This is a genomic window from Achromobacter sp. SX5, from assembly GCF_056711425.1.
The window spans coordinates 5,436,222-5,460,458 of the sequence record NZ_CM160041.1; the positions used below are offsets into that span (position 1 = coordinate 5,436,222).

General features: G+C 68.9%; 29 protein-coding genes. 16 read left to right on the top strand and 13 right to left on the bottom strand.

Features of this window, described 5'->3' with window-relative positions; translation table 11 throughout:
* Positions 1 to 58: 58 nt before the first annotated feature.
* A complete protein-coding gene (gene metK, locus AC1M14_RS25505) occupies positions 59 to 1,222 on the bottom strand; it encodes a methionine adenosyltransferase (protein ID WP_111826903.1) in 1,164 nt (387 codons plus the stop codon).
* Positions 1,223 to 1,507: 285 nt separating this feature from the next.
* Here metK and AC1M14_RS25510 point away from each other — a divergent pair, with 285 nt between their 5' ends.
* From AC1M14_RS25510 to xerC, 5 genes are read left to right on the top strand one after another with little or no spacing between them, the layout of a single operon-like run.
* Positions 1,508 to 2,362, top strand: a complete 855-nt coding sequence (locus AC1M14_RS25510; RefSeq protein ID WP_209165861.1) for a lysophospholipid acyltransferase family protein — start codon at positions 1,508 to 1,510, stop codon at positions 2,360 to 2,362.
* Positions 2,363 to 2,401: 39 nt separating this feature from the next.
* Positions 2,402 to 3,292, top strand: coding sequence for a lysophospholipid acyltransferase family protein (locus AC1M14_RS25515; RefSeq protein ID WP_102775138.1), 891 nt, complete (start codon positions 2,402 to 2,404; stop codon positions 3,290 to 3,292).
* A gap of 28 nt (positions 3,293 to 3,320) precedes the next feature.
* Positions 3,321 to 4,232: a diaminopimelate epimerase gene (gene dapF, locus AC1M14_RS25520; protein ID WP_479730655.1), complete on the top strand. Its 912-nt coding sequence runs from the start codon at positions 3,321 to 3,323 to the stop codon at positions 4,230 to 4,232.
* 3 nt (positions 4,233 to 4,235) lie between these two features.
* Positions 4,236 to 4,913, top strand: a complete 678-nt coding sequence (locus tag AC1M14_RS25525; protein ID WP_102775136.1) for a DUF484 family protein — start codon at positions 4,236 to 4,238, stop codon at positions 4,911 to 4,913.
* A gap of 1 nt (position 4,914) precedes the next feature.
* Positions 4,915 to 5,898, top strand: coding sequence for a tyrosine recombinase XerC (gene xerC, locus AC1M14_RS25530; RefSeq protein ID WP_479730656.1), 984 nt, complete (start codon positions 4,915 to 4,917; stop codon positions 5,896 to 5,898).
* A gap of 1 nt (position 5,899) precedes the next feature.
* Here xerC and AC1M14_RS25535 read toward each other — a convergent pair whose 3' ends face one another.
* From AC1M14_RS25535 to AC1M14_RS25560, 6 genes are read right to left on the bottom strand one after another with little or no spacing between them, the layout of a single operon-like run.
* Positions 5,900 to 6,850 (bottom strand): nickel/cobalt transporter, encoded by a 951-nt coding sequence (locus tag AC1M14_RS25535; RefSeq protein WP_479731837.1) that lies wholly within the window; start codon positions 6,848 to 6,850, stop codon positions 5,900 to 5,902.
* Positions 6,841 to 7,434 (bottom strand): DUF1007 family protein, encoded by a 594-nt coding sequence (locus AC1M14_RS25540; RefSeq protein WP_247747779.1) that lies wholly within the window; start codon positions 7,432 to 7,434, stop codon positions 6,841 to 6,843. Before AC1M14_RS25540 ends, AC1M14_RS25535 begins: the two co-directional genes overlap by 10 nt.
* Before the next feature lie 50 nt (positions 7,435 to 7,484).
* Positions 7,485 to 8,465, bottom strand: a complete 981-nt coding sequence (locus tag AC1M14_RS25545; protein ID WP_111826907.1) for a metal ABC transporter substrate-binding protein — start codon at positions 8,463 to 8,465, stop codon at positions 7,485 to 7,487.
* Between the two features lie 18 nt (positions 8,466 to 8,483).
* Entirely contained in the window at positions 8,484 to 9,350 is an 867-nt protein-coding gene (locus tag AC1M14_RS25550) for a metal ABC transporter permease (protein WP_102775132.1), read from the bottom strand.
* The gene (locus AC1M14_RS25555) at positions 9,347 to 10,066 is read right to left on the bottom strand and encodes a metal ABC transporter ATP-binding protein (RefSeq protein ID WP_479730657.1); all 720 of its coding nucleotides are present in this window, start codon (positions 10,064 to 10,066) and stop codon (positions 9,347 to 9,349) included. Before AC1M14_RS25555 ends, AC1M14_RS25550 begins: the two co-directional genes overlap by 4 nt.
* Entirely contained in the window at positions 10,063 to 10,221 is a 159-nt protein-coding gene (locus tag AC1M14_RS25560; RefSeq protein ID WP_168202284.1) for a hypothetical protein, read from the bottom strand. The genes AC1M14_RS25555 and AC1M14_RS25560 overlap by 4 nt, the downstream gene beginning before the upstream one ends.
* A 152-nt stretch (positions 10,222 to 10,373) precedes the next feature.
* Between AC1M14_RS25560 and AC1M14_RS25565 the strand changes: the two genes are divergently transcribed.
* From AC1M14_RS25565 to hslU, 5 genes are all read left to right on the top strand, one after another.
* On the top strand, positions 10,374 to 10,880 hold the full coding sequence (locus AC1M14_RS25565) for a Fur family transcriptional regulator (protein WP_102775130.1): 507 nt from the start codon (positions 10,374 to 10,376) through the stop codon (positions 10,878 to 10,880).
* A 397-nt stretch (positions 10,881 to 11,277) separates the two neighbouring features.
* A complete protein-coding gene (locus AC1M14_RS25570) occupies positions 11,278 to 12,396 on the top strand; it encodes a CobW family GTP-binding protein (protein ID WP_111826909.1) in 1,119 nt (372 codons plus the stop codon).
* A 124-nt stretch (positions 12,397 to 12,520) separates the two neighbouring features.
* The gene (dksA, locus tag AC1M14_RS25575) at positions 12,521 to 12,985 is read left to right on the top strand and encodes an RNA polymerase-binding protein DksA (protein WP_102775128.1); all 465 of its coding nucleotides are present in this window, start codon (positions 12,521 to 12,523) and stop codon (positions 12,983 to 12,985) included.
* A gap of 117 nt (positions 12,986 to 13,102) precedes the next feature.
* Positions 13,103 to 13,642 (top strand): ATP-dependent protease subunit HslV, encoded by a 540-nt coding sequence (gene hslV, locus AC1M14_RS25580; protein ID WP_479730658.1) that lies wholly within the window; start codon positions 13,103 to 13,105, stop codon positions 13,640 to 13,642.
* 53 nt (positions 13,643 to 13,695) lie between these two features.
* A complete protein-coding gene (hslU, locus tag AC1M14_RS25585) occupies positions 13,696 to 15,030 on the top strand; it encodes an ATP-dependent protease ATPase subunit HslU (RefSeq protein WP_102775126.1) in 1,335 nt (444 codons plus the stop codon).
* A gap of 68 nt (positions 15,031 to 15,098) precedes the next feature.
* Here the strand turns inward: hslU and AC1M14_RS25590 are convergent, their stop codons facing one another.
* On the bottom strand, positions 15,099 to 15,404 hold the full coding sequence (locus AC1M14_RS25590; RefSeq protein WP_102775125.1) for a copper-binding protein: 306 nt from the start codon (positions 15,402 to 15,404) through the stop codon (positions 15,099 to 15,101).
* A gap of 200 nt (positions 15,405 to 15,604) precedes the next feature.
* Here AC1M14_RS25590 and AC1M14_RS25595 point away from each other — a divergent pair, with 200 nt between their 5' ends.
* From AC1M14_RS25595 to rfbC, 5 genes are read left to right on the top strand one after another with little or no spacing between them, the layout of a single operon-like run.
* Positions 15,605 to 16,159, top strand: a complete 555-nt coding sequence (locus AC1M14_RS25595) for a cob(I)yrinic acid a,c-diamide adenosyltransferase (protein ID WP_111826912.1) — start codon at positions 15,605 to 15,607, stop codon at positions 16,157 to 16,159.
* A 15-nt stretch (positions 16,160 to 16,174) separates the two neighbouring features.
* Positions 16,175 to 17,236 (top strand): dTDP-glucose 4,6-dehydratase, encoded by a 1,062-nt coding sequence (rfbB, locus tag AC1M14_RS25600; RefSeq protein ID WP_111826913.1) that lies wholly within the window; start codon positions 16,175 to 16,177, stop codon positions 17,234 to 17,236.
* A 10-nt stretch (positions 17,237 to 17,246) separates the two neighbouring features.
* Positions 17,247 to 18,158, top strand: coding sequence for a dTDP-4-dehydrorhamnose reductase (rfbD, locus tag AC1M14_RS25605; protein ID WP_479730659.1), 912 nt, complete (start codon positions 17,247 to 17,249; stop codon positions 18,156 to 18,158).
* Entirely contained in the window at positions 18,140 to 19,021 is an 882-nt protein-coding gene (rfbA, locus tag AC1M14_RS25610; protein WP_479730660.1) for a glucose-1-phosphate thymidylyltransferase RfbA, read from the top strand. Before rfbD ends, rfbA begins: the two co-directional genes overlap by 19 nt.
* Positions 19,021 to 19,563 (top strand): dTDP-4-dehydrorhamnose 3,5-epimerase, encoded by a 543-nt coding sequence (gene rfbC / locus AC1M14_RS25615; RefSeq protein WP_479730661.1) that lies wholly within the window; start codon positions 19,021 to 19,023, stop codon positions 19,561 to 19,563. The genes rfbA and rfbC overlap by 1 nt, the downstream gene beginning before the upstream one ends.
* A 1-nt stretch (position 19,564) precedes the next feature.
* On the opposite strand, the gene lipA is transcribed toward rfbC, so the two are convergent.
* Entirely contained in the window at positions 19,565 to 20,569 is a 1,005-nt protein-coding gene (lipA, locus tag AC1M14_RS25620) for a lipoyl synthase (RefSeq protein WP_102775119.1), read from the bottom strand.
* A 170-nt stretch (positions 20,570 to 20,739) separates the two neighbouring features.
* Between lipA and AC1M14_RS25625 the strand changes: the two genes are divergently transcribed.
* A complete protein-coding gene (locus AC1M14_RS25625; RefSeq protein ID WP_479730662.1) occupies positions 20,740 to 21,552 on the top strand; it encodes a LacI family DNA-binding transcriptional regulator in 813 nt (270 codons plus the stop codon).
* A 5-nt stretch (positions 21,553 to 21,557) separates the two neighbouring features.
* Here AC1M14_RS25625 and AC1M14_RS25630 read toward each other — a convergent pair whose 3' ends face one another.
* The 4 genes from AC1M14_RS25630 to AC1M14_RS25645 form a co-directional block, all read right to left on the bottom strand.
* A complete protein-coding gene (locus tag AC1M14_RS25630; RefSeq protein ID WP_102775117.1) occupies positions 21,558 to 22,283 on the bottom strand; it encodes a tetratricopeptide repeat protein in 726 nt (241 codons plus the stop codon).
* On the bottom strand, positions 22,280 to 22,921 hold the full coding sequence (gene lipB / locus AC1M14_RS25635; RefSeq protein ID WP_479730663.1) for a lipoyl(octanoyl) transferase LipB: 642 nt from the start codon (positions 22,919 to 22,921) through the stop codon (positions 22,280 to 22,282). The genes AC1M14_RS25630 and lipB overlap by 4 nt, the downstream gene beginning before the upstream one ends.
* 13 nt (positions 22,922 to 22,934) lie before the next feature.
* The gene (locus AC1M14_RS25640; protein ID WP_102775115.1) at positions 22,935 to 23,207 is read right to left on the bottom strand and encodes a YbeD family protein; all 273 of its coding nucleotides are present in this window, start codon (positions 23,205 to 23,207) and stop codon (positions 22,935 to 22,937) included.
* Positions 23,208 to 23,306: 99 nt separating this feature from the next.
* Complete coding sequence (locus AC1M14_RS25645) at positions 23,307 to 24,173, bottom strand: D-amino acid aminotransferase (protein WP_479730664.1); 867 nt, start codon at positions 24,171 to 24,173, stop codon at positions 23,307 to 23,309.
* Positions 24,174 to 24,237 lie beyond the last annotated feature (64 nt).

Sequence of the window (24,237 nt, forward strand, 5' to 3'; positions counted from 1 at the left end):
CCCGGGCTGAAATGAAAACGCCCTCGCAGCGCGAGGGCGTTCACCTGGCCTGGAAGGCTTACATCGCCTTCTTCAGTTCCGGCACCTTGTCCGTGGCTTCCCACGAGAATTCCGGTTCGGAACGGCCGAAGTGGCCGTAGGCGGCGGTCTTGGCGTAGATCGGGCGCAGCAGGTCCAGCATGTTGACGATGCCCTTCGGACGCAGGTCGAAGTGCTCGCGCACCAGCTTGGCGATCTGGTCGTCGGGGATGACGCCGGTGCCTTCGGTGTAGACGGTGATGTTGATGGGCTCGGCCACGCCGATGGCGTAGCTGACCTGCACCTGGCACTGGCGCGCCAGGCCGGCGGCCACGATGTTCTTGGCCACGTAGCGCGCGGCGTAGGCAGCTGAGCGGTCGACCTTGGACGGGTCCTTGCCCGAGAACGCGCCGCCGCCGTGCGGGCACGCGCCGCCGTAGGTGTCGACGATGATCTTGCGGCCGGTCAGGCCGCAATCGCCTTGCGGGCCGCCGATGACGAAGCGGCCGGTCGGGTTGACCAGGAACTTGGTCTTGGGCGTGATCAGGCCTTCGGGGAAGCTGGGCTTGATGATGTCTTCGATCACGGCCTCGCGGATGGTTTCCTGCGAGACTTCGGGCGCGTGCTGGGTCGACAGCACCACGGTATCGACTTCGGCCGGGCGGCCGTCGATATAGCGGAACGTGACCTGCGACTTGGCGTCCGGGCGCAGCCACGGCAGGCGGCCGTCCTTGCGCAGTTCGCTCTGGCGCTGCACCAGGCGGTGCGCGTACCAGATCGGGGCCGGCATCAGGTCGGGCGTTTCGTCGCACGCGTAGCCGAACATCAGGCCCTGGTCGCCGGCGCCCTGGTTCAGGTAGTCCTCCGAGCTGCGGTCCACGCCCTGGGCGATGTCGGGCGATTGCTTGTCGTAGGCGACCAGCACCGCGCAGCCCTTGTAGTCGATGCCGTAGTCGGTGTTGTCGTAGCCGATGCGGCGGATCGTGTCGCGCGCGACCTGGATGTAGTCGACGTTGGCGGTCGTGGTGATCTCGCCGGCCAGCACCACCAGGCCCGTATTGCACAGCGTTTCGGCTGCGACGCGCGCGTTGGGGTCCTGCGTGAAGATGGCGTCGAGAATCGAGTCGGAGATCTGGTCGGCAACCTTGTCGGGATGCCCTTCAGAGACGGATTCGGAGGTAAAGAGAAAGTCGTTGTTGGCCACAGATGCGTCCTTACGTGTCCGGCCTGGCCGGCGCATAGGTTCACGAGGCGCGTAGCACCCCGGATCGCATGCCTGGGGGCATGCATGACTGATCTGGGCGCGACGCTTTAGCGGATTTGGCAAAGGACTCGCGCATGCGCTGCCCCCTGCCGTCGCCCCGCAAGTTGTCGGTTAACTCGGCGACTGCGCTATTTTAAGCGAAAATGCCGTTCTGCTGCTCGCGCCGGGGCGCCCGCCCGTGCTCCGGCCCCGGGCGCGCCCCTGCCCGCTCCATCCCATTGCCGCATGCTGCTCTTCCTGTTCAGACTATTCGCCGCCCTTCCTCTTCCCGTTGCGCACGCGCTGGGGCGCCTGGCCGGACGCGCGATCTACGCCTGGCCCGGGAAGTACCGGCGCCGGCTGCAGGCCAACGCGGCCCAGGCCGGCTATCCCTCGCCGGCCTTCGCGCGCCGCGCCGCCGGCGAGATCGGCGCCATGATCCTGGAAAGCCCGCGGGTCTGGTTCCGCAACGAGGACAGCCTCGCCAAGGTGGTGTCGGACGACAACGCGGTGGTCGACGCGGCCCGCGCCGAGAACCGCGGCATCCTCTTCCTGACCCCGCACCTGGGCTGCTTCGAGATCACCGCCCGCTACCTGGCGCGCCAGATGCCCATGACGGTCATGTTCCGCCCGCCGCGCAAGGACATCCTGGCTCCCTTGCTGGAAACCGCGCGCAACAGCTCGGCCGTCAACGCGGTGCCGGCCACCATGCAGGGCGTGCGCGAGTTCGTGCGCGCGCTGCGCCGCGGGGAGTCCGTGGGCATGCTGCCCGACCAGGCGCCCAGCGTGGGCGACGGCGTGTGGGCGCCGTTCTTCGGGCGCATGGCCTACACCATGACGCTGCCCGGCAAGCTGGCCACGCAGACCGGCGTTTCCATCATCCTGACCGCTGGCGAACGGCTGCCCAAGGGCCGGGGCTGGCGCATCCACTACGTGCGCGTGCCCGAACCGCTGCCGGCCGATCCCCAGGCCCAGGCCGCGCTGCTCAACGCCGCCATGGAAACGCTGATCCGCCGCTGCCCCGAGCAATACCTCTGGAGCTACAACCGCTACAAGACGCCGCGCGGGGCGCCGCCGGCGCCGGACTCCACGGCGGGTTGAATCCCGCCGCGCCCCCCGCCCGTTTCCCTGCTGATACTTATGACTGATTTCAAAACGCGCGCGCTGGTCTCCCTGATGAAATGGTTCGGCCGCGCCAAACCGTCGACCCGGCTGCGTATCGGCGCCTGCCTGGGCTGGCTGGCGCCGCGCCTGGCCAAGTCGCGCGCGCGCATCGTCCGGCGCAATCTGGAACTGTGCTTTCCCGACCAGCCCGAAGCGGTGCGCGAGCGCTGGCTGGCCGAACACTTCCGCGCGCTGGCGCAATCCATCGTCGACCGCGGCGTGCTCTGGTACGGCACGCCGGAGGCCATCAAGGAAATGGTGACGGAAACCGGCAGCGAGCGCATCAACGCCCTGACGGCCGAAGGCCGCTCGGTCATCCTGCTGGCCCCGCACTTCATCGCGCTCGACGCCGCCGCCACCCGGCTCACCATGGAGGTGCCCAGCGGCGCCACCATGTACACCCCGCAAAGCGATCCGCACATCGACGCGGTGGTGGCCGCGGGCCGCGCCCGCTTCAACGAGGTCTTTCTGGTCAGCCGCAAGGACGGCGTGCGCGAGCTGCTGCGCCACCTGCGCGCGCCGCGCCCGGTCTACTACCTGCCCGACATGGACTTCGGCCGCCAGGGCTCGGTGTTCGTGCCGTTTTTCGGCGTGCCGGCCGCCACCCTGCTGGCCACCGCGCAACTGGCCAAGAAGTGGAACGCCGCGGTCATGCCCATCGTGGGCTTCTGGAATCCGCAAACCGGCCGCTATCACATCGACGTGCTGCCGCCGCTGGCCGACTTCCCGGGCGAGGACTCGCTGGAGGAGGCCACCGCCCGCCTGAACCGCGAACTCGAATCGTGGGTGCGCCGCTGCCCCAGCCAGTACTACTGGGTCCACCGCCGTTTCAAGACGCGCCCGCCGGGCGAGCCCAAGCTCTACTGAGCCCGGCCGCGCGGCCCGCGCCCCGATAATGGGCGATAATCCGGTGATGAACTGGAACTTCACCAAAATGCATGGCGCGGGCAACGATTTCGTCGTGCTCGACGGCGTGCGCCAAACCATCGAAATGACGCCGGAGCGCGCGCGCGCCCTGGGCGACCGGCATTTCGGCATCGGCGCCGACCAGATCCTGCTGGTCGAGCCGGCCACCCGGTCCGACGCCGATTTCCGCTACCGGATTTTCAATTCCGACGGCAGCGAAGTCGAACACTGCGGCAACGGCGCGCGCTGCTTCGTGCGTTTCGTGCACGAGCAGGGCCTGTCCGACCGCAATCCGCTGCGCGCCGAGATCGCCACCGGCATCCTGGTCCTGGACGAAGGCGACGACGAGCAGGTCACGGTCGACATGGGCAGCACCCGCTTCGATCCGGCCGCCCTGCCCTTCGACACCGCCGGCCTGGCCTCGCGCCCCGAGGGCGAGGACACGCTGTGGCAGCTGGAACTCGACGCGCCCGCCGGCCTGCCGCGCGGCGTCTGGCTTTCGGCGGTGGCGATCTCCAACCCGCACGCCGTGCAGGTCGTGGAAAACGTGGACACCGCGCCCGTCGCCATCCTCGGCCCGCTGATCGAGACCCATCCGCGCTTTGCGCGCCGCGTCAACGCCGGCTTCATGCAGGTGCTGGACCGCGGCAATATCCGCCTGCGCGTGTTCGAACGCGGCGCGGGCGAAACCCTGGCCTGCGGCACCGGCGCCTGCGCCGCCGTCGCCGCCGGCATCCGCCGCGGCCTGCTCGATTCCCCGGTGGGCGTGCAGACGCGCGGCGGCACGCTGACCGTCGCCTGGAACGGCGAACAGCTGCGCATGACGGGCCCGGCGCAATCCGTCTACACGGGGCAGGTCGACATCGACAAGCTCGTTTTCTCCATGGGGCTGAACCGATAAGCCATGACTGATACCGCTCTCACCGCCCAGGACATCGCCGTCTTCCTGCAGGACAACCCGGGCTTTTTCGACGAACACGCCGACGTCTTCGCCACGCTGCAAGTGCCCCATCCGCACGGCTCGCGCGCGATTTCGCTAGGCGAACGCCAGATCATGACGCTGCGCGAGCGCAACCGCGAACTGGAATGGCGCCTCAACGAGCTGGTGCGCAACGCCACCGCCAACGAAACCATCGGCACGCACGTGGCCAAGTGGTGCAGCCGCATGCTGTCCGAATGCGACCCGCAGCGCGTGCCGGGCGAGATCGCGCTGGGCCTGGCCGAACAGTTCGACCTGAACCACGTGGCGCTGCGCCTGTGGGACCTGTCGGAGCTGCCCCCGACCGGCTATGGCGAGCCCGTCTCGCAGGACGTGCGCACCTTCACCGACAGCCTCAAGACGCCGTACTGCGGCAACGACACCGGCTTCGAAGCCGCCGGCTGGCTGGACGCCAAGCCCCAGTCGCTGGCGCTGGTGCCGCTGCGCCTGGAAGCCGACGGCCCGGCCGTCGGCCTGCTGGTGCTGGGCTCGGACGACCCCGCCCGCTTCACGCCGGAAATGGGCACCACCTTCCTGGAGTCCATCGCCCAGCTGGCCTCGGCCGCGCTGCACCGCCTGAATCCGGCCAGCCCCAAGGCCTAGCATGGCAGAGGCCGCCCACGACACCGCCCCGGCGCCCCTGCCCGACGCGATGTGCGCGTGGCTGCAGCATCTGGCGGCCAACCGCCGCTATTCGCCCCATACGCTGGACGGCTACCGCCGCGAACTGCACTTCCTGCGCGCCCTGGCCGACAAGGCCGGGTTGCCGCTGGAGCAGGTCGGCAACGGCCACATCCGCCAGTTCGTGGCGCGCCTGCACGCCGAGGGCCGCGGCCCGCGCAGCCTGGCTCGCACGCTGGCGGCCTGGCGCGGCTTCTATCAATGGTGGGCGCCGGCGGCCGGGCTGGCCGGCAATCCGGTGGCGGGCGTGCGCGCGCCCAAGGCCCCGCGCGGCCTGCCCAAGGCCTTGTCGGTGGAACAGACGCAGGCGCTGCTGGACCGCGCCCCCGCGCAGGTGGCGACCGAGCCCGCCGCGCTGCGCGACCAGGCCATGTTCGAACTGCTTTATTCCAGCGGCCTGCGGCTGTCGGAGCTGGTCGGGCTGGACCTGCGCTACGAACGCGCCGACGGCTATGAATCGCGCGGCTGGCTGAACCTGGACGAAGCCGAGGTCGTGGTGCTGGGCAAGGGCGGCAAGCGCCGCTCCGTGCCGGTCGGCCACGCGGCCCTGGAAGCCTTGCGCAAATGGATCGCCGCGCGCCCGCAGCTCGCGCCCTTCAGCGCGCCGCCGGCCGACGCCGCCGCGCTGTTCCTGGGCGCGCGCGGACGCCGCATCTCGCCGCGCGTGGTGCAGCTGCAGCTGGCGCGCGTGGCGCAAGCGGCCGGCGTGCCCACCCACGTGCATCCGCACGTGCTGCGCCACAGCTTCGCCAGCCACGTGCTGCAATCCGCGCAGGACCTGCGCGCCGTGCAGGAAATGCTGGGCCACGCCAACATCTCCACCACCCAGGTCTACACCCGGCTGGACTTCCAGCATCTGGCCCGCGCCTACGACCAGGCCCATCCGCGCGCCGGCCGCAAGTCCTGACCTAGCCGCCCGCGGCCAGCGCGCCGCCCAGCAGCATCACCCCCAGCAACAGCACGGCAAGCGCCGCCAGCGCCTGCACGCCGTAGCGCAGGCGCGCCGCGCCCGCGCCCGAAAGCCGGCGCCCCAGGCGGTCGGCCGCGCCGCCGGCCGCCACGGCCAGCATGGCCAGCGCCGCGACGGTCAGGCCCGTGCCCGCGCCCATCGCCAGCGCCGAGGCCACGCCGGCCAGGAAAAAGCCCTGAGACAAGGCGAACACCAGCACGATCAGCGCGCCGCTGCAGGGCCGCAGGCCCACGGCCAGCACCGCCGACACGGCGCGCCGGCGGTCCAGCGGGCCGGCCACGCTTGCCGCCTCGGGCGCATGCGCGTGCCCGCAGCCGCAATCGTGTGCGTGCGCGTGGACGTGCGCGGAAGTGGCGGCGCGCGCGCGCAGCGGACGGATCGCCCTGGCCCAGACCAGCCAGGCGCCCAGCGCCGTCACCAGCGCATACGAGGCCAGTTCCAGCCAGCGCGTAGCCGCGTTCATCAGCGCGGCCGTGGCGTTGAACGCCAGCGCCAGCACCGCCACCATCGCGATCGCCACCAGCGCCTGCACCAGCGCGGACACCAGCGCCAGCAGCGCGCCGTTGCGGGCGGTCTGGCGGTTCGCCAGCACATAGGAGGAGATCACCGCCTTGCCATGCCCCGGCCCCAGCGCGTGGAACACGCCGTAGGCGAACGACAGCCCGACCAGGGCCCAGGCCGCGCCGCCGTCCTGCTGCCAGGCGCGCACCGCGCCCGTCAGCTGGCGATAGAAATGCGATTGCCAGACGGCGACCTGGCCGAAGACGCCCGACAGCCAGCCCGGCCCGCCCGCGCCGCCACTTTCCGGCACGCCGAACGGATGCGCGCCCTGCGCCGCCGCCGCGCTCCATCCCAGCCACAGCAGCAGCGCGGCCGCAGCTACAGGCAGCGCACCTCGATGCGATGCGTGAGCCCCTTGGTGATGGCGAAGAGTTCGTCGGGCAACGCGTCCGGGTCGGCCGGTATCGCGGCCAGTTGCTGCAGGGTTTTCCAATCCAGTTCCTTGGGCTTGCGGTACGCCGACGTACAGGACGCGCCTTGCGGGCCGCCAAGCGCGACCGCGTCCTTGGCGTCGAAGGCGTAGGCGACAAAGTAGGTCGGGTCGTAGATGTCCACTTGCGCGCCTGCCGCGCCCGGCGCCGCCGGCTCGGCCAGGGGCAGCGTGAAGGACAGGCTCAGCCGCCCGGTCTTGGGGTTCCAGTCGACGCGCGCGTCCTGCGGCGCGCCGAAGGCCAGGCTCTTGCCGTCCACCGTGACGCGGGTGAAGTAGTGCGTGACGGGTTCGCCCAGCGCCTTCATCCAATCCTGCGCCATGCCCTGCAGGACATCCGGCGCCAGCGCGCCGTTGCGGTCCTTCTTCAGGCCTTGCGTGGCGTAGGCGCCGAACATCTCGTCGAACAGCCATACCTGCCGCAGCGCCGTGATGCGCCGCCCGGCGTCGATCTCGACGGCCGCGCGGGCGTCTATCCACATATGCGGATGCGCGCCGGCGTCGCCGGCGGCCAGCAAGGACGCGGCGGCGCTCAGGGCCGCAAGGCCGTGGCGAGCTGGCGTGCGTTCCATTCGAACATCTCCAGATAAGTAGCGCCGGGCTGGCCGGCCTTGGACAGCGCATCGGAATACAGCGTGCCGCCCACCCTGGCGCCGGTTTCGCGCGCGATCTGCTCGACCAGCCTGGGGCTGCTGATATTTTCCACGAACACCGCCGGCACGCGCTCGCGCCTGACCTGCCCGATGATGCGCGCCACCTCGGCCGCCGAAGGCTCGGCGTCGGTGGACACGCCCATCGCGGCAATGAAGTCCACCCCGTAGGCGTCGCCGAAATAGCCGAAGGCGTCGTGCGAGGTCACGACCTTGCGGCGCTCGGCCGGGATCGCGGCGAAGGTCTTGCGGGTCTCGGCGTCCAGCGCCTGCAGGCGCGCGATGTAGGCCTGCGCGCGCTGGCGGTAGGCCGGGGCGCGCGCCGGGTCGGCGGCGGCCAGGCCTTCGGCCACGTTGCGGGCGTAGATCACGCCGTTGGACAGGTCCTGCCAGGCGTGCGGGTCCAGGTCGCCGTGATGGTGGTCGTGATCGTGGCCGGCGTCGTCGTCATGATCGTGGCCGTGGCCGTGGCCGTGGTCGTGGTCGTGATCGTGTTCTTCCCGCGGCCCGGCGAACTTGCGCGGGGCCACGCCCTGCGAGGCCACCACGGTCAGGCCGGAAAAGCCCGCGGACTTCGCCAGGCGCGGCATCCAGGTCTCGAAATCCAGGCCGTTGACGAACAGCACGCGGGCGGCGGACAGCTGCTTCGCATCGCTGGGCGTGGGCTCGTACTCGTGGGCGTCGCCATCGGGGCCGACCAGCGTGGCCACGCTGACGTCGTCGCCTCCCACCTCGCGCACGATGTCGCCCAGGATGGAAAAACTGGCCACCGCCCGCAGCGGTGCATCGGCGGGCGCGGCGCCGGACGCAGCCGCAAGAGAGAAACCGGCCGCGGCCAGCAGCGCGCGGAAAACGGAACCCATGTCGAATCTCCTTTTGAATCAGGCCGGCCGCATGCGGCGCGGGGTGCGCAGCAGCCCGCCTTGCGGGCCGCCCACGACGGAAAACAGATAACCGGCGCCGGCGGCCAGGATGATGGCGGGCGAGGCCGGCACGTCGAAGTGGTACGACACGAGCAGCCCGGCCACCGACGCCGCCACGCCCAGGCCCGCAGCCAGCCCGATCTGGCCGGCCGCGGAACGGACCCAGAACCGCGCCGCGGCGGCGGGCAGCATCATGATCCCGACCACCATCAAGGTGCCCAGCACCTGGAACCCCGCCACCAGGTTCACCACCACCAGCACCAGAAAGCCCATGTGGACGCGGCTGCCCGCGCCGCCGGCGGCGCGCAGAAAGCCCGGGTCCAGGCATTCGGCCACCAGCAGCCGGTAGATCGCGGCCAGCGCCAGCAGGGTCGCGCTGGCCACCGCCGTCACCAGCAGCAGCGCCGCGTCGTCCAGGCCCAGCAGCGTGCCGAACAGCACGTGCAGCAGATCCATGTTGGAGCCGCGCAGCGACACCAGCAGCACGCCCAGCCCCAGCGAGATCAGGTAGAACGCGGCGAAGCTGGCGTCCTCGCGCAGCGGCGTGAGCCTGGCCACCAGGCCCGCCAGCAGGGCCACGGCCAGGCCCGTGGCGATGCCGCCCAGCATCATCGCGCCCAGCGACAGGCCCGACAGCAGAAAACCCGCCGCCACGCCGGGCAGGATGGCGTGCGACATCGCATCGCCCATCAGGCTCATGCGCCGCAGCACCAGGAACACGCCGAGCGGCGCCGCGCCCAGCGACAGCGCGCAGGCGCCGGCCAGCGCCCGCCGCATGAAGCCGTAGTCCAGGAAGGGCGACACCACCCATTGCGCCAGGCTCATGCCGCGAACTCCGCGCGCCAGGCGCGCGCCGCCCGCAGATGCGCGTCGTCGAGCGCGCCGGCGGTATCGCCCCAGGCCACCACCGAGCCTGAAAGCAGCAGGCATTCGGGAAAGTGATCGCGCACCAGGTCCAGGTCGTGCAGCACCGCGATCACGGTCCGGCCCTGGCCGTGCAGGCCGCAAAGCAAGGCCATCAGTTCGTCGGCCGTATGGCTGTCGACGGCGGCGAAGGGCTCGTCCAGCAGCAGTACCGGCGCGTCCTGCACCAGCATGCGCGCAAACAGCGCGCGCTGCATCTGGCCGCCGGACAGCGCGCCCACGGCGCGCCCGGCCGCGTCGGCCAGGCCCACCGTTTCCAGCGCGGCCATGCAGCGCTCCAGTTCCTCGCCCGCGACGCGGCGCCATCCGCCCACGCGGCGCCACGCGCCCATGGCTGCCAGTTCCAGCACCGTGGCGGGAAACGAGCGGTCCAGCTCGGCGGCCTGCGGCAGCCACGCCAGCCCGGCGCGGCCGGCGCCGGTCACGCGCACACTGCCACTCATGGGGCGCAGCACGCCCATGATGCCTTTGATCAGCGTGGACTTGCCGGCGCCGTTGGGCCCCACCACGGCGGTCATGCCGCCGGCCGCGAAACGTCCCGACACCGACTTCAGCGCGGCATGGCCATGCCAGCCGAAAGAGACGTTGTCGAGCTCGATGGCGATGGGCGCGCTCATCGCGGCCACCAGTCCAGCGCCCAGCCGGTCAGGGCCCACAAGACCGCGGCCACGGCCAGCGCGATCGCCATGCGGCGCCAGGCGGAGACGAGAAAAGCGGAGCGCGCGGGCGGCGCGGCGCCGGGCCGCGCGGGCAGCAGCGTGAAATGCGACATCGGAGATCGGGCAATGGGATCGAAGATTTTATTATGTTATATCATAACTAAAATCTTGATTGACCGGGTTTCGCCCGCATCTGGGTGTTTTCTGCTACCTTCCAGGCATCTCGCGCGCATCGCGCGCGTCAGCCATACACATGAAGCCAGCCATGCCCGCAACGCCCCGCTCTCCCCGCAGCGACACCGTGGACGCCCAGCTCGGCGTCGCCGAGACGCTGTGCGAGCAGCGCGGACGCCGCCTCACCCCCATCCGCCGCAAGGTGCTGGAGCTGCTGCTGCGCCATGGCCGCAGCCTGAAGGCCTACGAATTGCTGGACGCCATGCGCGCGGTGCACCCCGGCGCCGCGCCGCCCACGGTCTACCGCGCGCTCGACTTCCTGATGGACGAGGGCCTGATCCACCGCCTGGACGCGGTCAACGCCTGGAGCGCCTGCCATGACGCCGGCGGCGCCCCGCACGACCTGCTGGTGGTCTGTACCGGCTGCGGCGCGGTCGCCGAAGTGTCCGACCCGGCCATGAGCCGGCAGCTGGCCGAACGCGTCGCCCAGACCGGCTATGCCCTGGCCACGCACGAAACCGAAATCCGCGCGCTGTGCCCGCAATGCCAGAAAAAGCAGCCCGCCGAGGCCGCCGGCCACCATCACCACCAGCACTGAATCGCGCCGCCGCGCCTCGCTTCATCCCTGCGGTCTCATGCTTTTGGCGTAGCGCCGCGCCGGCCTGCTCGGCCATGCGGACCGATCCGCTCTTGAAATCCGGAAAACCGTCCCAAAATAGGGTTATCGCCGGGCACGCGACGGCGTACGGCCGCGATCCGGGAGGCCGCGGGCCAAGGGTTGACCCTGGGTTTGCCCCCTGCCCCCGACTGTGCTGTAATCCTGCGTCCGGCCGCTGTCGGCGGCCTTTGCAGCCCGTGGCAAACACGCCTTTCGGCCAGGATCGGAAACTCCGGTCCACAGGGCAGGGCAATCGCCGGAATCACACCTTCCGGAATTGCAGTCCCGGCGCCGAGAGTTCCGTTTAACGCCTTGACTTCACGCTAGCAGCTTCGCCATGAATACCCCGCGCAGTTTGGACAAAATGGTTCCCGTCACCATCCTCACCGGCTTTCTCGGTGCGGGCAAGACCACCCTGCTCAAACGCATCCTGACCGAATATCATGGCCGCCGCGTCGCGGTCATCGAAAACGAATTCGGGCCGGAAAGCATCGACAACGACCTGCTGGTGCAGGACAGCAACGAGGAAATCATCGAGCTGTCCAACGGCTGCGTCTGCTGCACGGTGCGCGGCGACCTGATGCGCACGCTGGGCGAACTGCGCGCCAAGCGCGAAGCCGGCGAACTGAATTTCGAACGCGTCATCATCGAAACGACCGGCATGGCCAATCCCGGCCCCGTCTGCCAGACGTTCTTCATGGATGACGACATCGCCGAGTACTACCGCCTGGACGCGGTGATCACCGTGGTCGACGCCAAGCACGGCATGGCCACCCTCGACGAACAGCCCGAGGCCCAGAAGCAGGTCGGTTTCGCCGACCGCATCCTGGTCTCCAAGAAAGACCTGGTCAACGAAGTCGACTACGAAGCGCTGCGCCACCGCCTGGTTCACATGAACCCGCGCGCGCCGATCACCCCCGTCAACTTCGGCGACGCCGACCTGAAGTCCATCATCGACATCAGCGGCTTCAACCTGAATTCCATTCTGGACATCGACCCGGAATTCCTGGCCGATGAGCACCCCGACGCCGCCCATTCCCATGGGCACGATCACGACCACGGCCACGATCATGGCCACGATCACGATCATGACCACGAAGGCGAATGCGGGGCGCACTGCAATCATGCCCACCATCACCACCACCACCAGCACGACGATGAAATCGGCGCGTTCGTGTTCCGCTCCAACAAGCCGTTCGATCCCGCCCGGCTCGAGGAATTCCTGGGTGGCGTGGTGCAGGTCTATGGTCCCGACCTGATGCGCTACAAGGGCATCCTGTACATGAAGGGCATCAACCGCCGCATGTTGTTCCAGGGTGTGCACATGATGATGGGCGCCGAACCCGGCAAGCCGTGGACCGCGGCCGAGAAACCGTCCACCAAGATGGTGTTCATCGGACGCAAGCTGCCCCAGGAGATTTTTACCCGGGGCTTGGAGCAGTGCCTGGCGGGGTAATCCCCCTTCCTGACGTGACGCGATGCGACGAAGGCAGTACTGTGAGGTACGAATAGCGTAGGCAACAAGTAACGGACGGGGAATGGACGCCCGCGCCAGGATCGATTCATAGTGGAGTGTTTTCATGGCTACCAAGGCAGCAACCAAGAAACCAAGCAAGTCGACGAGCGATACGGCGATTGATCTGCCCAGCGAAAAAGAATTGCTGGCCATGCCCGAGTCCGACTATATGAACGACCGCCAGCTGGCGTTCTTCAAGGAACGGCTCAAACAACTCGAACAGGACATCCTGGCCAACGCCGGCGAAACCACCGAGCACCTGCGTGAAACGCAGTTCGTGCCCGACCCCGCCGACCGCGCCACGATCGAAGAAGAACACGCCCTCGAGCTGCGCACCCGCGACCGCGAGCGCAAGCTGCTGAAGAAGGTGCAACAGTCCATCGCCCGCATCGACAGCGGCGAATACGGCTGGTGTGAAGAAACCGGCGAACCCATCGGCATTCCGCGCCTGCTGGCCCGCCCCACGGCCACCCTGTCGCTGGAAGCCCAGGAGCGCCGCGAAATGCGCCAGAAGCTGTACGGCGACTGATCCGTCCCGTATTCGCCCCGTCCCGAAAAGGCTATGCTGGTTTTCCGGCATGGCCTTTTTTCTCGTCTTGATTTTTCCGCGGCCGCCCCCAGCTAATCCCTTCATAGGAAGGAACGCATGGAACAATTTCACGCCACCACCATCGTGTGCGTGCGCCGCGGCAACCGCGTCGCACTGGGCGGCGATGGCCAGGTCACCCTGGGCAACATCGTCATCAAGGGCACGGCCCGCAAGATCCGCCGCCTGTACCACGACAAGATTCTTGCCGGTTTCGCCGGCGCCACGGCCGACGCATTCACGCTGCAGGAACGCTTCGAGGCCAAGCTCGAAAAACACCAGGGCAACCTGATGCGCGCCGCGGTCGAACTGACCCGCGACTGGCGCACCGACCGCGTGCTGCGCCGGCTCGAAGCCATGCTGATCGTGGCCGACGCCGAGCACACCCTGGTGCTGACCGGCAACGGCGACGTGCTCGAGCCCGAACACGGCCTGGCCGCCATCGGTTCCGGCGGCGCCTACGCCCAGTCGGCGGCGCTGGCCCTGCTGCGCAACACCGAGCTGCCGCCCGAGGACATCGTCAAGCAATCGCTGGAAATCGCCGGCGACCTCTGCATCTACACCAACCAGAACCACGTCATCGAAACGCTGGGCGAGTAACCCGCGGCGCCGCGCCGCCCCCCAGCCTGCTCTCGCTTCAAGGATTCGCCCTCATGTCCGCATCCAACATGACGCCCGGAGAGATCGTCTCCGAACTCGACAAGTACATCGTCGGCCAGAACCGCGCCAAGCGCGCCGTGGCCGTGGCGCTGCGCAACCGCTGGCGCCGCCAGCAGGTCGCCGAACCCCTGCGCCATGAAATCCACCCCAAGAACATCCTCATGATCGGCCCCACCGGCGTGGGCAAGACCGAAATCGCGCGCCGCCTGGCCAAGCTGGCCAACGCGCCCTTCATCAAGATCGAAGCCACCAAGTTCACCGAAGTGGGCTACGTGGGCCGCGACGTCGACACCATCATCCGCGACCTCACCGAATACTCGATCAAGCAGACCCGCGAACTGGAAATGCGCCGCGTGCGCACCCAGGCCGAGGACGCCGCCGAAGACCGCATCCTCGACGCCCTGGTGCCGCCGGCGCGCGGCGCCTCCGGCGAACCCGAGCGCGGCGAGGACAACAGCGCCCGCCAGACCTTCAGGAAGCGCCTGCGCGAAGGCAAGATCGACGATCTCGAAATCGAGATCGAAGTGGCCCAGGCCGTGCCGCAGATGGACGTCATGACGCCTCCCGGCATGGAAGAAATGGCCGAGCAGCTGCGCGGCATGTTCGCCGGCATGGCCCGCGACAAGAAAAAGCCCAAGAAAATGAAGGTGCGCGAAGCCTTCAAGCTGATCGTCGACGAAGAAGCCGCCAAGCGCGTCAACGAGGAAGACCTGCGCACCGTGGCGATCAACAACGTCGAACAGAACGGCATCGTATTCCTGGACGAAATCGACAAGATCGCCGCGCGCCAGGAATCCGGCGGCGCCGACGTGTCGCGCCAGGGCGTGCAGCGCGACCTGCTGCCGCTGGTCGAAGGCACCACGGTCAACACGCGCTACGGCATGGTGCGCACCGACCACATCCTGTTCATCGCCTCCGGCGCGTTCCACCTGTCGCGCCCGTCCGACCTGATCCCCGAGCTGCAGGGCCGCTTCCCGATCCGCGTCGAACTGGAATCGCTGACCGCCGAAGACTTCGTGCGCATCCTGTCCGACACGGACGCCTCGCTGACCAAGCAGTACAAGGCCCTCATGGCCACCGAGGACCTGGAGCTGGAGTTCACCGAAGACGGCGTGCGCCGCCTGGCGGAACTGGCCTTCGAGGTCAACGAAACCACCGAGAACATCGGCGCCCGCCGCCTGTACACAGTGATGGAGAAGCTGCTCGAGGAACTGTCGTTCGACGCCACGTCCAGCCAGGACAAGCACGTCAAGATCGACGCCGCCTACGTCAACGCGCAACTGGCCGAAGCCGCCAGCAGCCAGGACCTGGCCCGCTACGTGCTGTAAGCCCTGCCCTGTCCGGCAGCAAAACGCCGTCCACCGCTGCCGCGGCGGGCGGCGTTTTTACATGGATGCTAGTTGGTGATCGCCGTGACGACGTACTTGCCGCCCTGGCGCGTGGCGGTGAAACGCACCTTGTCGCCCGCCTTGATCTTGGCCAGCAGCGCCGGATCGGCCTCGTAGACCAGCGTCATCGCGGGCAGGTCCAGTTCCTTGATGGCGTCGTGCTTGATGGTGACCTTGCCCGCGGCCGGGTCCACGCGCCGCACTTCGCCGCTGGCGTCGGCCTGCTGGGCGAATGCCAGCGGCGTGGCCAGCGAAACGACGGCCATGGCGGTGGCCACGGCCATGGGTGTTGCATATTTGCGGTCAAAAGCCATTAGGCGTCCTCCATTGAACAGCGAAAGCGCGGGGCGCCCCCGCCGCTTTCCACAGTGCTAGGATACCGCTGATATGAAACAGTTCCTGCGGCAGAACGCAACAATCCTGACCGATGATTGCGCGCCGCCCCGCGAGCCGGGGCATAGACTTACCGCCGGACGCAAACCGCATTCTCCTTTAGCCCTTCCAGGACGCACGCATGGCCAACCGTTTATCAGTCATAGCCACCCGCACGGGGGACGACGGCACCACCGGACTGGGAGACGGGTCGCGGCTGCCCAAGGACGCGCCGCGCATCGCCGCGCTGGGCGACGTGGATGAGCTGAACAGCGTCATCGGGCTGCTGCTGGCCGAATCGCCGCCGCCGGAAATTTCCGCCGACCTGCTGGCGATCCAGCACGACCTCTTCGACATGGGCGCGGAGCTGTGCATACCCGGCCACACAGCGCTGTCCGAGGCCCATATCGCCCGCCTGGACGCCCGCCTGGCCCACTACAATGCCAGCTTGCCGCCGCTGCGCGAATTCATCCTGCCCGGGGGATCGCGCGGCGCCGCGCAGGCGCACGTGGCCCGCACCGTCTGCCGCCGCGCCGAACGCGCGGTCGTGACGCTGGCCGCGACCGAGCCGGTCAACCCGCCGGTCCGGCAATATCTGAACCGCCTGTCGGACCTGATGTTCGTACTGGCGCGTTGTATCAACCTGCATGCGGGCCAGAAAGACACGTACTGGGCGGGCGCCCAGGCGCGCCGCTAGCCCCGCTCCAAGAACATGAGCATAGTCGTCACCGGCGGAGCCGGCTTCATCGGTTCCAATTTCGTACTGGATTGGCTGGCCCATCGCGACGAACCCGTCGTCACGCTGGACAAGTTCACCTACGCCGGCAACGCCGACAACCTGGCCAGCCTGCGCGGCGACGCGCGCCATGCCCTGGTGCGCGGCGACATCGGCGACGCCGCGGCCGTCTCGCGCCTGCTGCGCAAGCACGCGCCGCGCGCGGTGATCAACTTCGCCGCCGAGACCCACGTCGACCGCTCCATCGCCGACCCCGAGGCCTTCGTCCAGGCGAACATCGTCGGCACCTCGCGCCTGCTGGACGCCGTGCGCGACTACTGGAGCGGACTGGAGCCGCAGGCCAGGGCCGGCTTCCGGTTCGTGCACGTGTCCACCGACGAGGTCTACGGCTCGCTGGACGCGGGCGCCCCGCCGTTCACCGAGACCACGCGATACGCGCCGAACAGCCCCTATTCCGCCAGCAAGGCGGCCAGCGACCACCTGGTGCGGGCCTTCCACACCACCTACGGCCTGCCGGTGCTGACCTCCAACTGCTCCAACAACTACGGCCCCTACCAGTTCCCCGAAAAGCTCATCCCGCTGGTCATCCACAACGCGCTGGCCGGCAAGCCGCTGCCGCTGTATGGCGACGGCCGGCAGATCCGGGACTGGCTCTACGTCAGCGACCACTGCGACGCGATCCGCAAGATCCTGGAGGCCGGCAAGCCCGGCGAGACCTACAACGTGGGCGGCTGGAACGAAAAGACCAATCTCGACGTCGTGCGCCAGCTGTGCGCCCTGCTCGACGAACTCAGCCCGCGGCCGGACGGGCGCCCGTACGCGGACCAGATCGTCCACGTCGCCGACCGCCCCGGCCATGACCGCCGCTATGCGGTCGACGCGGGCCACCTGCAGCGCACGCTGGGCTGGATGCCGGCCGAAACCTTCGAAACCGGCCTCAGAAAAACGGTACTCTGGTATCTGGGCCATCCCCAGTGGGTGGCGAACGTCACCAGTGGCGCCTATCGCGACTGGGCGAAAGAACAGTACGAGACATAGCAAGGGCGGCGTGAAAATCCTACTGTTGGGCAAGAACGGCCAGGTGGGCCGCGAGCTGTGCCGCGCGCTGGCTCCTGTGGGGGAGCTGGCGGCGCTGGGGCGCGCCGAGGCGGACCTGTGCGACCTCGACGGCCTGGGCGCGGTCCTGTCAGCGCGCCGGCCCGGCGTGATCGTCAACGCCGCGGCCTACACCGCGGTGGACCGGGCCGAAACCGACCGCGCGGCCGCGGCCCGCGTCAATGCCGAAGCGGTTGGCGTGCTGGCCCGCCATGCCGCGGCCACGCGCGCCCTGCTGGTGCACTATTCGACCGATTACGTATTCGACGGCGCGGCCGCCCGCCCCTATGTGGAAACCGACGCCCCCAACCCGATCAACGTGTACGGCGCGACCAAGCTCGCCGGCGAACAGGCCATCCGGGACGCGGGCTGCGACGCCCTGGTGTTCCGGACCAGCTGGATCCATTCCGCGCACGGCGGCAACTTCCTGAAGACGATTCTGCATCTGGCCCGCAGCCGCGACTGCCTGGACGTGGTGGCCGACCAGCATGGCGCGCCGACCTCGGCGGCGCTGGTCGCCGACATCACGGCGCTGGCCATCCGCCGGCGCCTGGACGCCCGGCTGCCCGCCGGCACCTACCATCTGGCCGCCGGCGGCTCGACCACCTGGCACGGCTACGCGCAATACATCGTGGCGGGCGCCGCGGCGCGCGGCGCGGCCCTGGCGCTGGCCCCCGAACGCATCCGTCCGGTCGCCACGCGCGACTATCCCGCCGCCGCGCGGCGGCCCCTCAACTCACGGCTGGACACCACCCTGCTGTCGCGCGCGCTGGACCTGACGCTGTCCGCATGGACCGAGCACGTCGACCGCGTGCTCGACCAGCTCATCGAACCCGGAGATTCCGCATGGCGCGCAAAGGCATAGTTCTGGCGGGCGGCTCGGGCGCCCGCCTGCACCCGGCCACCCTGGCCATCAGCAAGCAGCTGCTGCCGGTATTCGACAAGCCGATGATCTACTACCCGCTCGCCACGCTGATGCTGGCGGGCATACGCGAGATCCTCATCATCTCGACGCCGCAGGACACGCCGCGCTTTCGCCAGCTCCTGGGAGACGGATCGCAATGGGGGCTGAACCTCGAATACGCCGTGCAGCCTACGCCCGACGGCCTGGCGCAGGCCTTCCTGATCGGCGCGCCCTTCATCGGCGGCGAGTCCTGCGCGCTGGTGCTGGGCGACAATATTTTCTACGGCCACGAACTGCCCAGGCTGCTGCAGCGCGCCCATGCCCGCCCGGACGGCGCCACCGTCTTCGCCTATCACGTTCAGGACCCCGAACGCTACGGCGTGGCCGAATTCGATGCGGGCGGCAAGGTGCTGTCCATCGAGGAAAAACCCGCTCAGCCGCGCTCGGGCTACGCGGTGACCGGCCTGTATTTCTACGACAACGACGTCATCGAAATCGCCCGCGGCATCCGGCCTTCGGCCCGTGGCGAACTCGAAATCACCGACGTCAACCAGCGTTATCTCGAACAGGGCCGGCTTGCGGTGGAAATCATGGGCCGGGGCTACGCCTGGCTGGACACCGGCACGCATGAATCGCTGCTCGAAGCCAGCCAGTTCATCGCCACGCTGGAACACCGCCAGGGGCTGAAGGTGGCCTGCCCCGAGGAAATCGCCTTCCGCCAGGGCTGGATCAGCGCCGACCAGCTCGAACAGCTGGCACGCCCGCTGGCCAGGAGCGGCTATGGCCAATACCTGATGCGCATCCTGGTCGACAAGGTGTTCTGATGCAAGCCATCCCGCAAGCCATTCCGGACGTGATGGTCCTGGAGCCCCGCGTCCTGGCGGACGAGCGCGGCTTTTTTTTCGAGAGCTTCAACCAGCGCGATTTCGAACGATCCACCGGCCTGCAACGCAGCTTCGTGCAGGACAACCACTCGCGCTCGGCCAGGGGCGTGCTGCGCGGCCTGCACTACCAGGTCGCCCAGGCGCAGGGCAAGCTGGTGCGCGTCTGCGCCGGTGAAATCTTCGACGTGGCGGTGGACCTGCGGCGCGCCTCGCCCACCTTCGGAAAATGGGTGGGCGCCGTGCTGAGCGCCGATAACAAGCGCCAGCTATGGATACCCGAGGGCTTCGCCCACGGCTTTCTGGTGCTGTCCGACGTGGCCGAGGTGCTGTACAAGGCCACGGACTATTACGCGGCGCAGCACGAGCGCTGCATCCGCTGGGACGATCCGACGCTGGCGATAGACTGGCCCTGCGAACAGGCGCCGCGACTGTCCGACAAGGACCGCGCCGGCGCGTTGCTCGGCGACGCGCCGCTCTACTGAATCAGTTCACCCCGGCCGCATGCGCCTGCTCGTCGGCATGGTACGAAGAACGCACCATCGCGCCCACCGCCGCGTGGGAGAACCCCATCGCGTAGGCTTCGCGCTCGAACATGGCGAAGGTGTCGGGATGCGCGTAGCGCAGCACCGGCAGGTGGTGTTCGGACGGCTGCAGGTACTGGCCGATGGTCAGCATGTCCACGCCGTGCGCGCGCATGTCGCGCATCACCTGCAGGATTTCTTCGTCGGTCTCGCCCAGGCCCAGCATCAGGCCGGATTTGGTCGGGACTTCGGGATGCAGCTTCTTGAACTCGGCCAGCAGCTTCAGCGAGTGCATGTAGTCCGAGCCCGGACGCGCCTGCTTGTACAGGCGCGGCACGGTTTCCAGGTTGTGGTTCATCACGTCCGGCGGGCCGGCGTTGAGAATGGTGAGCGCGCGGTCCAGGCGGCCGCGGAAGTCCGGCACCAGCACCTCGATGCGGGTGGTGGGCGACAGTTCGCGGATGTGGGTGATGCAGTCGACGAAGTGGCCGGCGCCGCCGTCGCGCAGGTCGTCGCGGTCGACCGAGGTGATCACGACGTAGTTCAGCTTCATCGCGGCGATGGTGCGCGCGAGGTTTTCGGGTTCCTTGGTGTCCAGCGGGTCCGGACGGCCGTGGCCCACGTCACAGAACGGGCAGCGGCGCGTGCACTTGTCGCCCATGATCATGAAGGTGGCCGTGCCCTTGCCGAAACACTCGCCGATGTTGGGGCAGGAGGCTTCCTCGCAGACCGTGTGCAGGTTGTGTTCGCGCAGGATGCGCTTGATGTCGTAGAAACGCGAACCGGGCGCGGCGGCCTTCACGCGGATCCACTCGGGCTTCTTCAGGCGTTCGGCCGGAACGATCTTGATGGGAATGCGCGCCGTCTTGGCCTGCGATTTCTGCTTTTGCGTCGGATCGTAGGCCGCGTCCGCGGGCGTGGCGGCGGATTCGTTCGAGGGCACAGGAGACTCGGCGAGCGTGGACATTGGACACCTTCACGGCCGGCGCGCGAACGGGCCGGCTTTGGGACAAAAATGGCATTTTACCCCTGGCGGCCGGAAACGCCCCCGAAGCGGACCGATCCCAGGACGGACGGCCCGCCTCGCGGCCGGCCCGCCTGGGTTATCGTCACGCCTGACGAATCCCGGTTTTCCCCATGGCCAGCCTGCTCCCGCCCCGCCCCATCGCCCTGATCGCACCGCGCCTGGACGCCGCCCCGGCCGCCCGCGCCATGCAGGCCTGCGCCGAAGCGCTGGCGCCCGCCGGCTACTATCTGGCCGCCGCGCCCTGGCAGGACCCGGCGGCGCTGGCCATGCTGGACGCGCTGCGCCCGGCGGCCGCGCTGGTCATCGGCCCGCTGGACGACCCCGGCCTGCGGGCCGCGGTAGCCGCGCTGGAGATCCCGCTGGTCGAGACCTGGAGCGCCTCGGCGCAGCCGCCCGACGGCGCGGTCGTGGTGGACAACGAGGAAGCGGGACGCCGGGCCGCGCGGCACTTCGCGGCCAAACGCTACGCGCGGGTGGCCTGCGTCAGCGCCGACTGCCCTTGGGAACGCGCGCGGCGCGCCGGCTTCATCGGCAGCGCCGCCGCGCTGGGGCTGGAACTGGTGGCCGACATCGTGCAGCCCGAGGTGCAGCACCTGAACGACGGCCGCATGGCCTTTCTGCGCCTGCTGGCCACCAACACCATCTTCGACGCGGTGTTCTGCGGCTCCGACCTGCTGGCCGCCGCCGCCGTATCGGAAGCGCATAACCGCGACCTGCACGTGCCGCAGGACCTGGCGGTGCTGGGCTTCAGCGACGACGGCAGCGCGGCCCAATGGGCGCAAGGCCTGACCACCCTGGCCGTGGACGCCGCCGACCTGGGCCGGCGCGCCGCCCGGTTCCTGCTCGACCGCCTGCAGGGCGAACGCGCCGCCGGCGAACGGGAAACGATCGAGGCCGTATTCGAGGAGCGGTTGAGCACGTAACGGGGCTACACGCCCTCGTACAACGCCGGGAATCCGCTGGCCTGCAGCATGGCGTTGGCTTCCCGCAGAAAGGCGGGGGTGGCGGTTTCGGGCACGCGGACCAGCCATTGCACGGCCTCTTCCTTGCGTCCGCGCAACAGCAGCAGGCGTCCCAGGTGGAACATGCCGCGGAAATCGCCGCCTTCGGCGCAGCGCTGGTAGCAGTCGAAGGCGCGTTCCATGTCCTGGGCGATCACGTCGCCCGCTTCGTAGTAGCGCCCGACCATGCCGATGGATTTGACGTGGCCGGCCTGCGCCGCCTGCTGGTATAGCGCCAGCGCGGCGGCGGAATTCTGCGCCACGCCGCCGCGGCCGCTGCGCAGCATGTGGGCGTAGTTGTACATGCCCCAGTCCAGCCCGCGATCGGCGGCCAGCCGGAACCAGTAGGCCGCCACGGTATCGTCCGGCGCCACGCCCCAGCCGTTCTCGTAGCAGCGCCCGACCATGTTGATGGCCATGGGGTGGTCGGCGTTGGCGGCGCGCTTGAACCACGCCAGGCCGGCCGCCTGGTCGCGTTCGACGCCGGCGCCGTCGAGCAGCATCTGCCCGTAGATGGCCTGGGCCTCGGCCAGGCCCAGCTCGGCGGCCGCGCCGATCCAGGCGGCGTACTCCTCGGGCGGGCCCTGTTCGCGCAGGCGGGCCAGTTGCTCGGGCGTGGTGGCGGCGACGTCGGCCGCGCTGTAGGTCTTCATGCCGTTTCCCTCGCGCGCCGCCAGGCCTGCTGCAGATTGCGCGCCAGCGCGTCGCCGGCCTCGGTGGGCGCGCAGCGCACGCCGCAGCTGGCCATGTCGACGGTGCGCAGGCCCTGGTAGCCGCAGGGATTGATGCCCAGAAAAGGCACCAGGTCCATTGCGACGTTGAGCGACACGCCGTGATAGGCGCGGCCGTTGCGGATCTTGATGCCGAGCGCGGCGATCTTGGCCAGCTCGCCGCCGCCGTCCGGGTCGGGCACATATACCCCCGGGGCGCCCGGCTTGCGACAGGCGTGCGCCACGCCCAGATCGGACAGCGTGTCGATGACCGCGCCTTCCAGCAGGTTCACGTATTCCTTGACGTACATGTCGGCGCGGCGCAGGTCGAACAGCGCGTACGCCATCACCTGGCCGGGGCCGTGGTAGGTGACCTGCCCGCCGCGGTCGCAGCGCACGACGGGGATGTTGCCGGGGTTGAGCACATGCTGCGGCAGCCCGGCCTGGCCCAGGGTGTAGACCGGCGCGTGTTCGCACAGCCAGATCTCATCGGGCGTATCGGCGCCGCGCAGGTTGGTATAAGCCTGCATCTCCTGCCAGGTCGACAGGTAATCCGCCGGCCGCGCGAGCCACTTGATCACGACACGCCTTGCTTCAGAGAACGATGGACACCATGGGATGGCCGTGCAGGGCGCGGTAGAGCGCGTCCAGCTGCTCGCGCGAGGTCGCGCGCACGGTGAAGGTCAGCCCCATGTAGTTGCCGCCCTTGCTGGGCCGCATTTCCACCGTCGCGGCGTCGAAGCCGGGGTCGAACTGCAGGACGACTTCGGTCAGCGTCTGCGCGAAATCGGGATGCTGCTTGCCCATCACCTTGATGGGAAAGTCGCTGGGATATTCGATGAGGGACTCTTCGGGCGGGATATGCATGATCTACCTTTTAACCTTGAGCCGGGCAGCGCACCGGCAAGGCCGCCGGCGCGGCCCCGCCGGGGCCGCCCGATGCCGCAGGCCCGAAGGCCTTGAAGCCTAGAGCGCGGCGATGCGGGCATCATAACCCGCGCGCAGTTGCTCAAAAACGGGGCCGGGCTTACCCGCGCCCACCGGTTTGCCGTCCAGCGAGACGATGGCCAGCACTTCCTTGGTGGCCGAAGACAGCATCAGTTCGTCGGCCTGCTCGACCTCCTGGCGCGAGATGCGGCGCGATTCGAACGGGATGCCCGCCTCCGCCGCCAGCTCGCCCATCAGGCCGTAGCGGATGCCTTCCAGGATCAGGTTGTTCTTGGGCGGGGCCAGCAGCTTGCCGCCGGAAACCACCCAGATGTTGGTGGACGAGCCTTCGGTCAGGTAGCCGTCGCGGAACTGCAGCACCTCGTCGACCTGCGCGTCGACCGCCTGCTGCTTGGCCAGCACGTTGCCCAGGAGCGAGACCGACTTGATCTCGCAGTGCAGCCAGCGCTCGTCGGGGATGCTGATGGCGGACAGGCCCTGGGCGCGCTGCGCGGCGGCCGGCGGCGACCAGGCCGACACCATGCCGAAGACGGTGGGCGTCACGGGAACCGACGGGAACTGGTGGTCCCGCTTGGCCACGCCGCGCGTCACCTGCAGATAGACGATGCAGGTTTCCAGCTCGGTGCGCGCCAGCAGTTGCTGGATCAGGTCGATCCAGCCGGCGCGGTCGAAGGGCTGGGCGATGCGCAGCGCCGCCAGGCTGCGGTCCAGGCGGTCGAGATGCTCGGCCATGCGGAACGCATTGCCCTGGTACACGGGCACGACTTCGTAGATGCCGTCGCCGAAAATAAAGCCGCGGTCGAGGACGGAGATCTTGGCCTCGTCCACCCGCAGGAACTCACCGTTGAGATACACCTGGCTATCGCCCGGCACGCCCGGAATCATGACGCACTCCTGAGAATCGAAGGATAGGGGCGCACCGGCAGGTCCGCCCCGGGAATGAAGACGG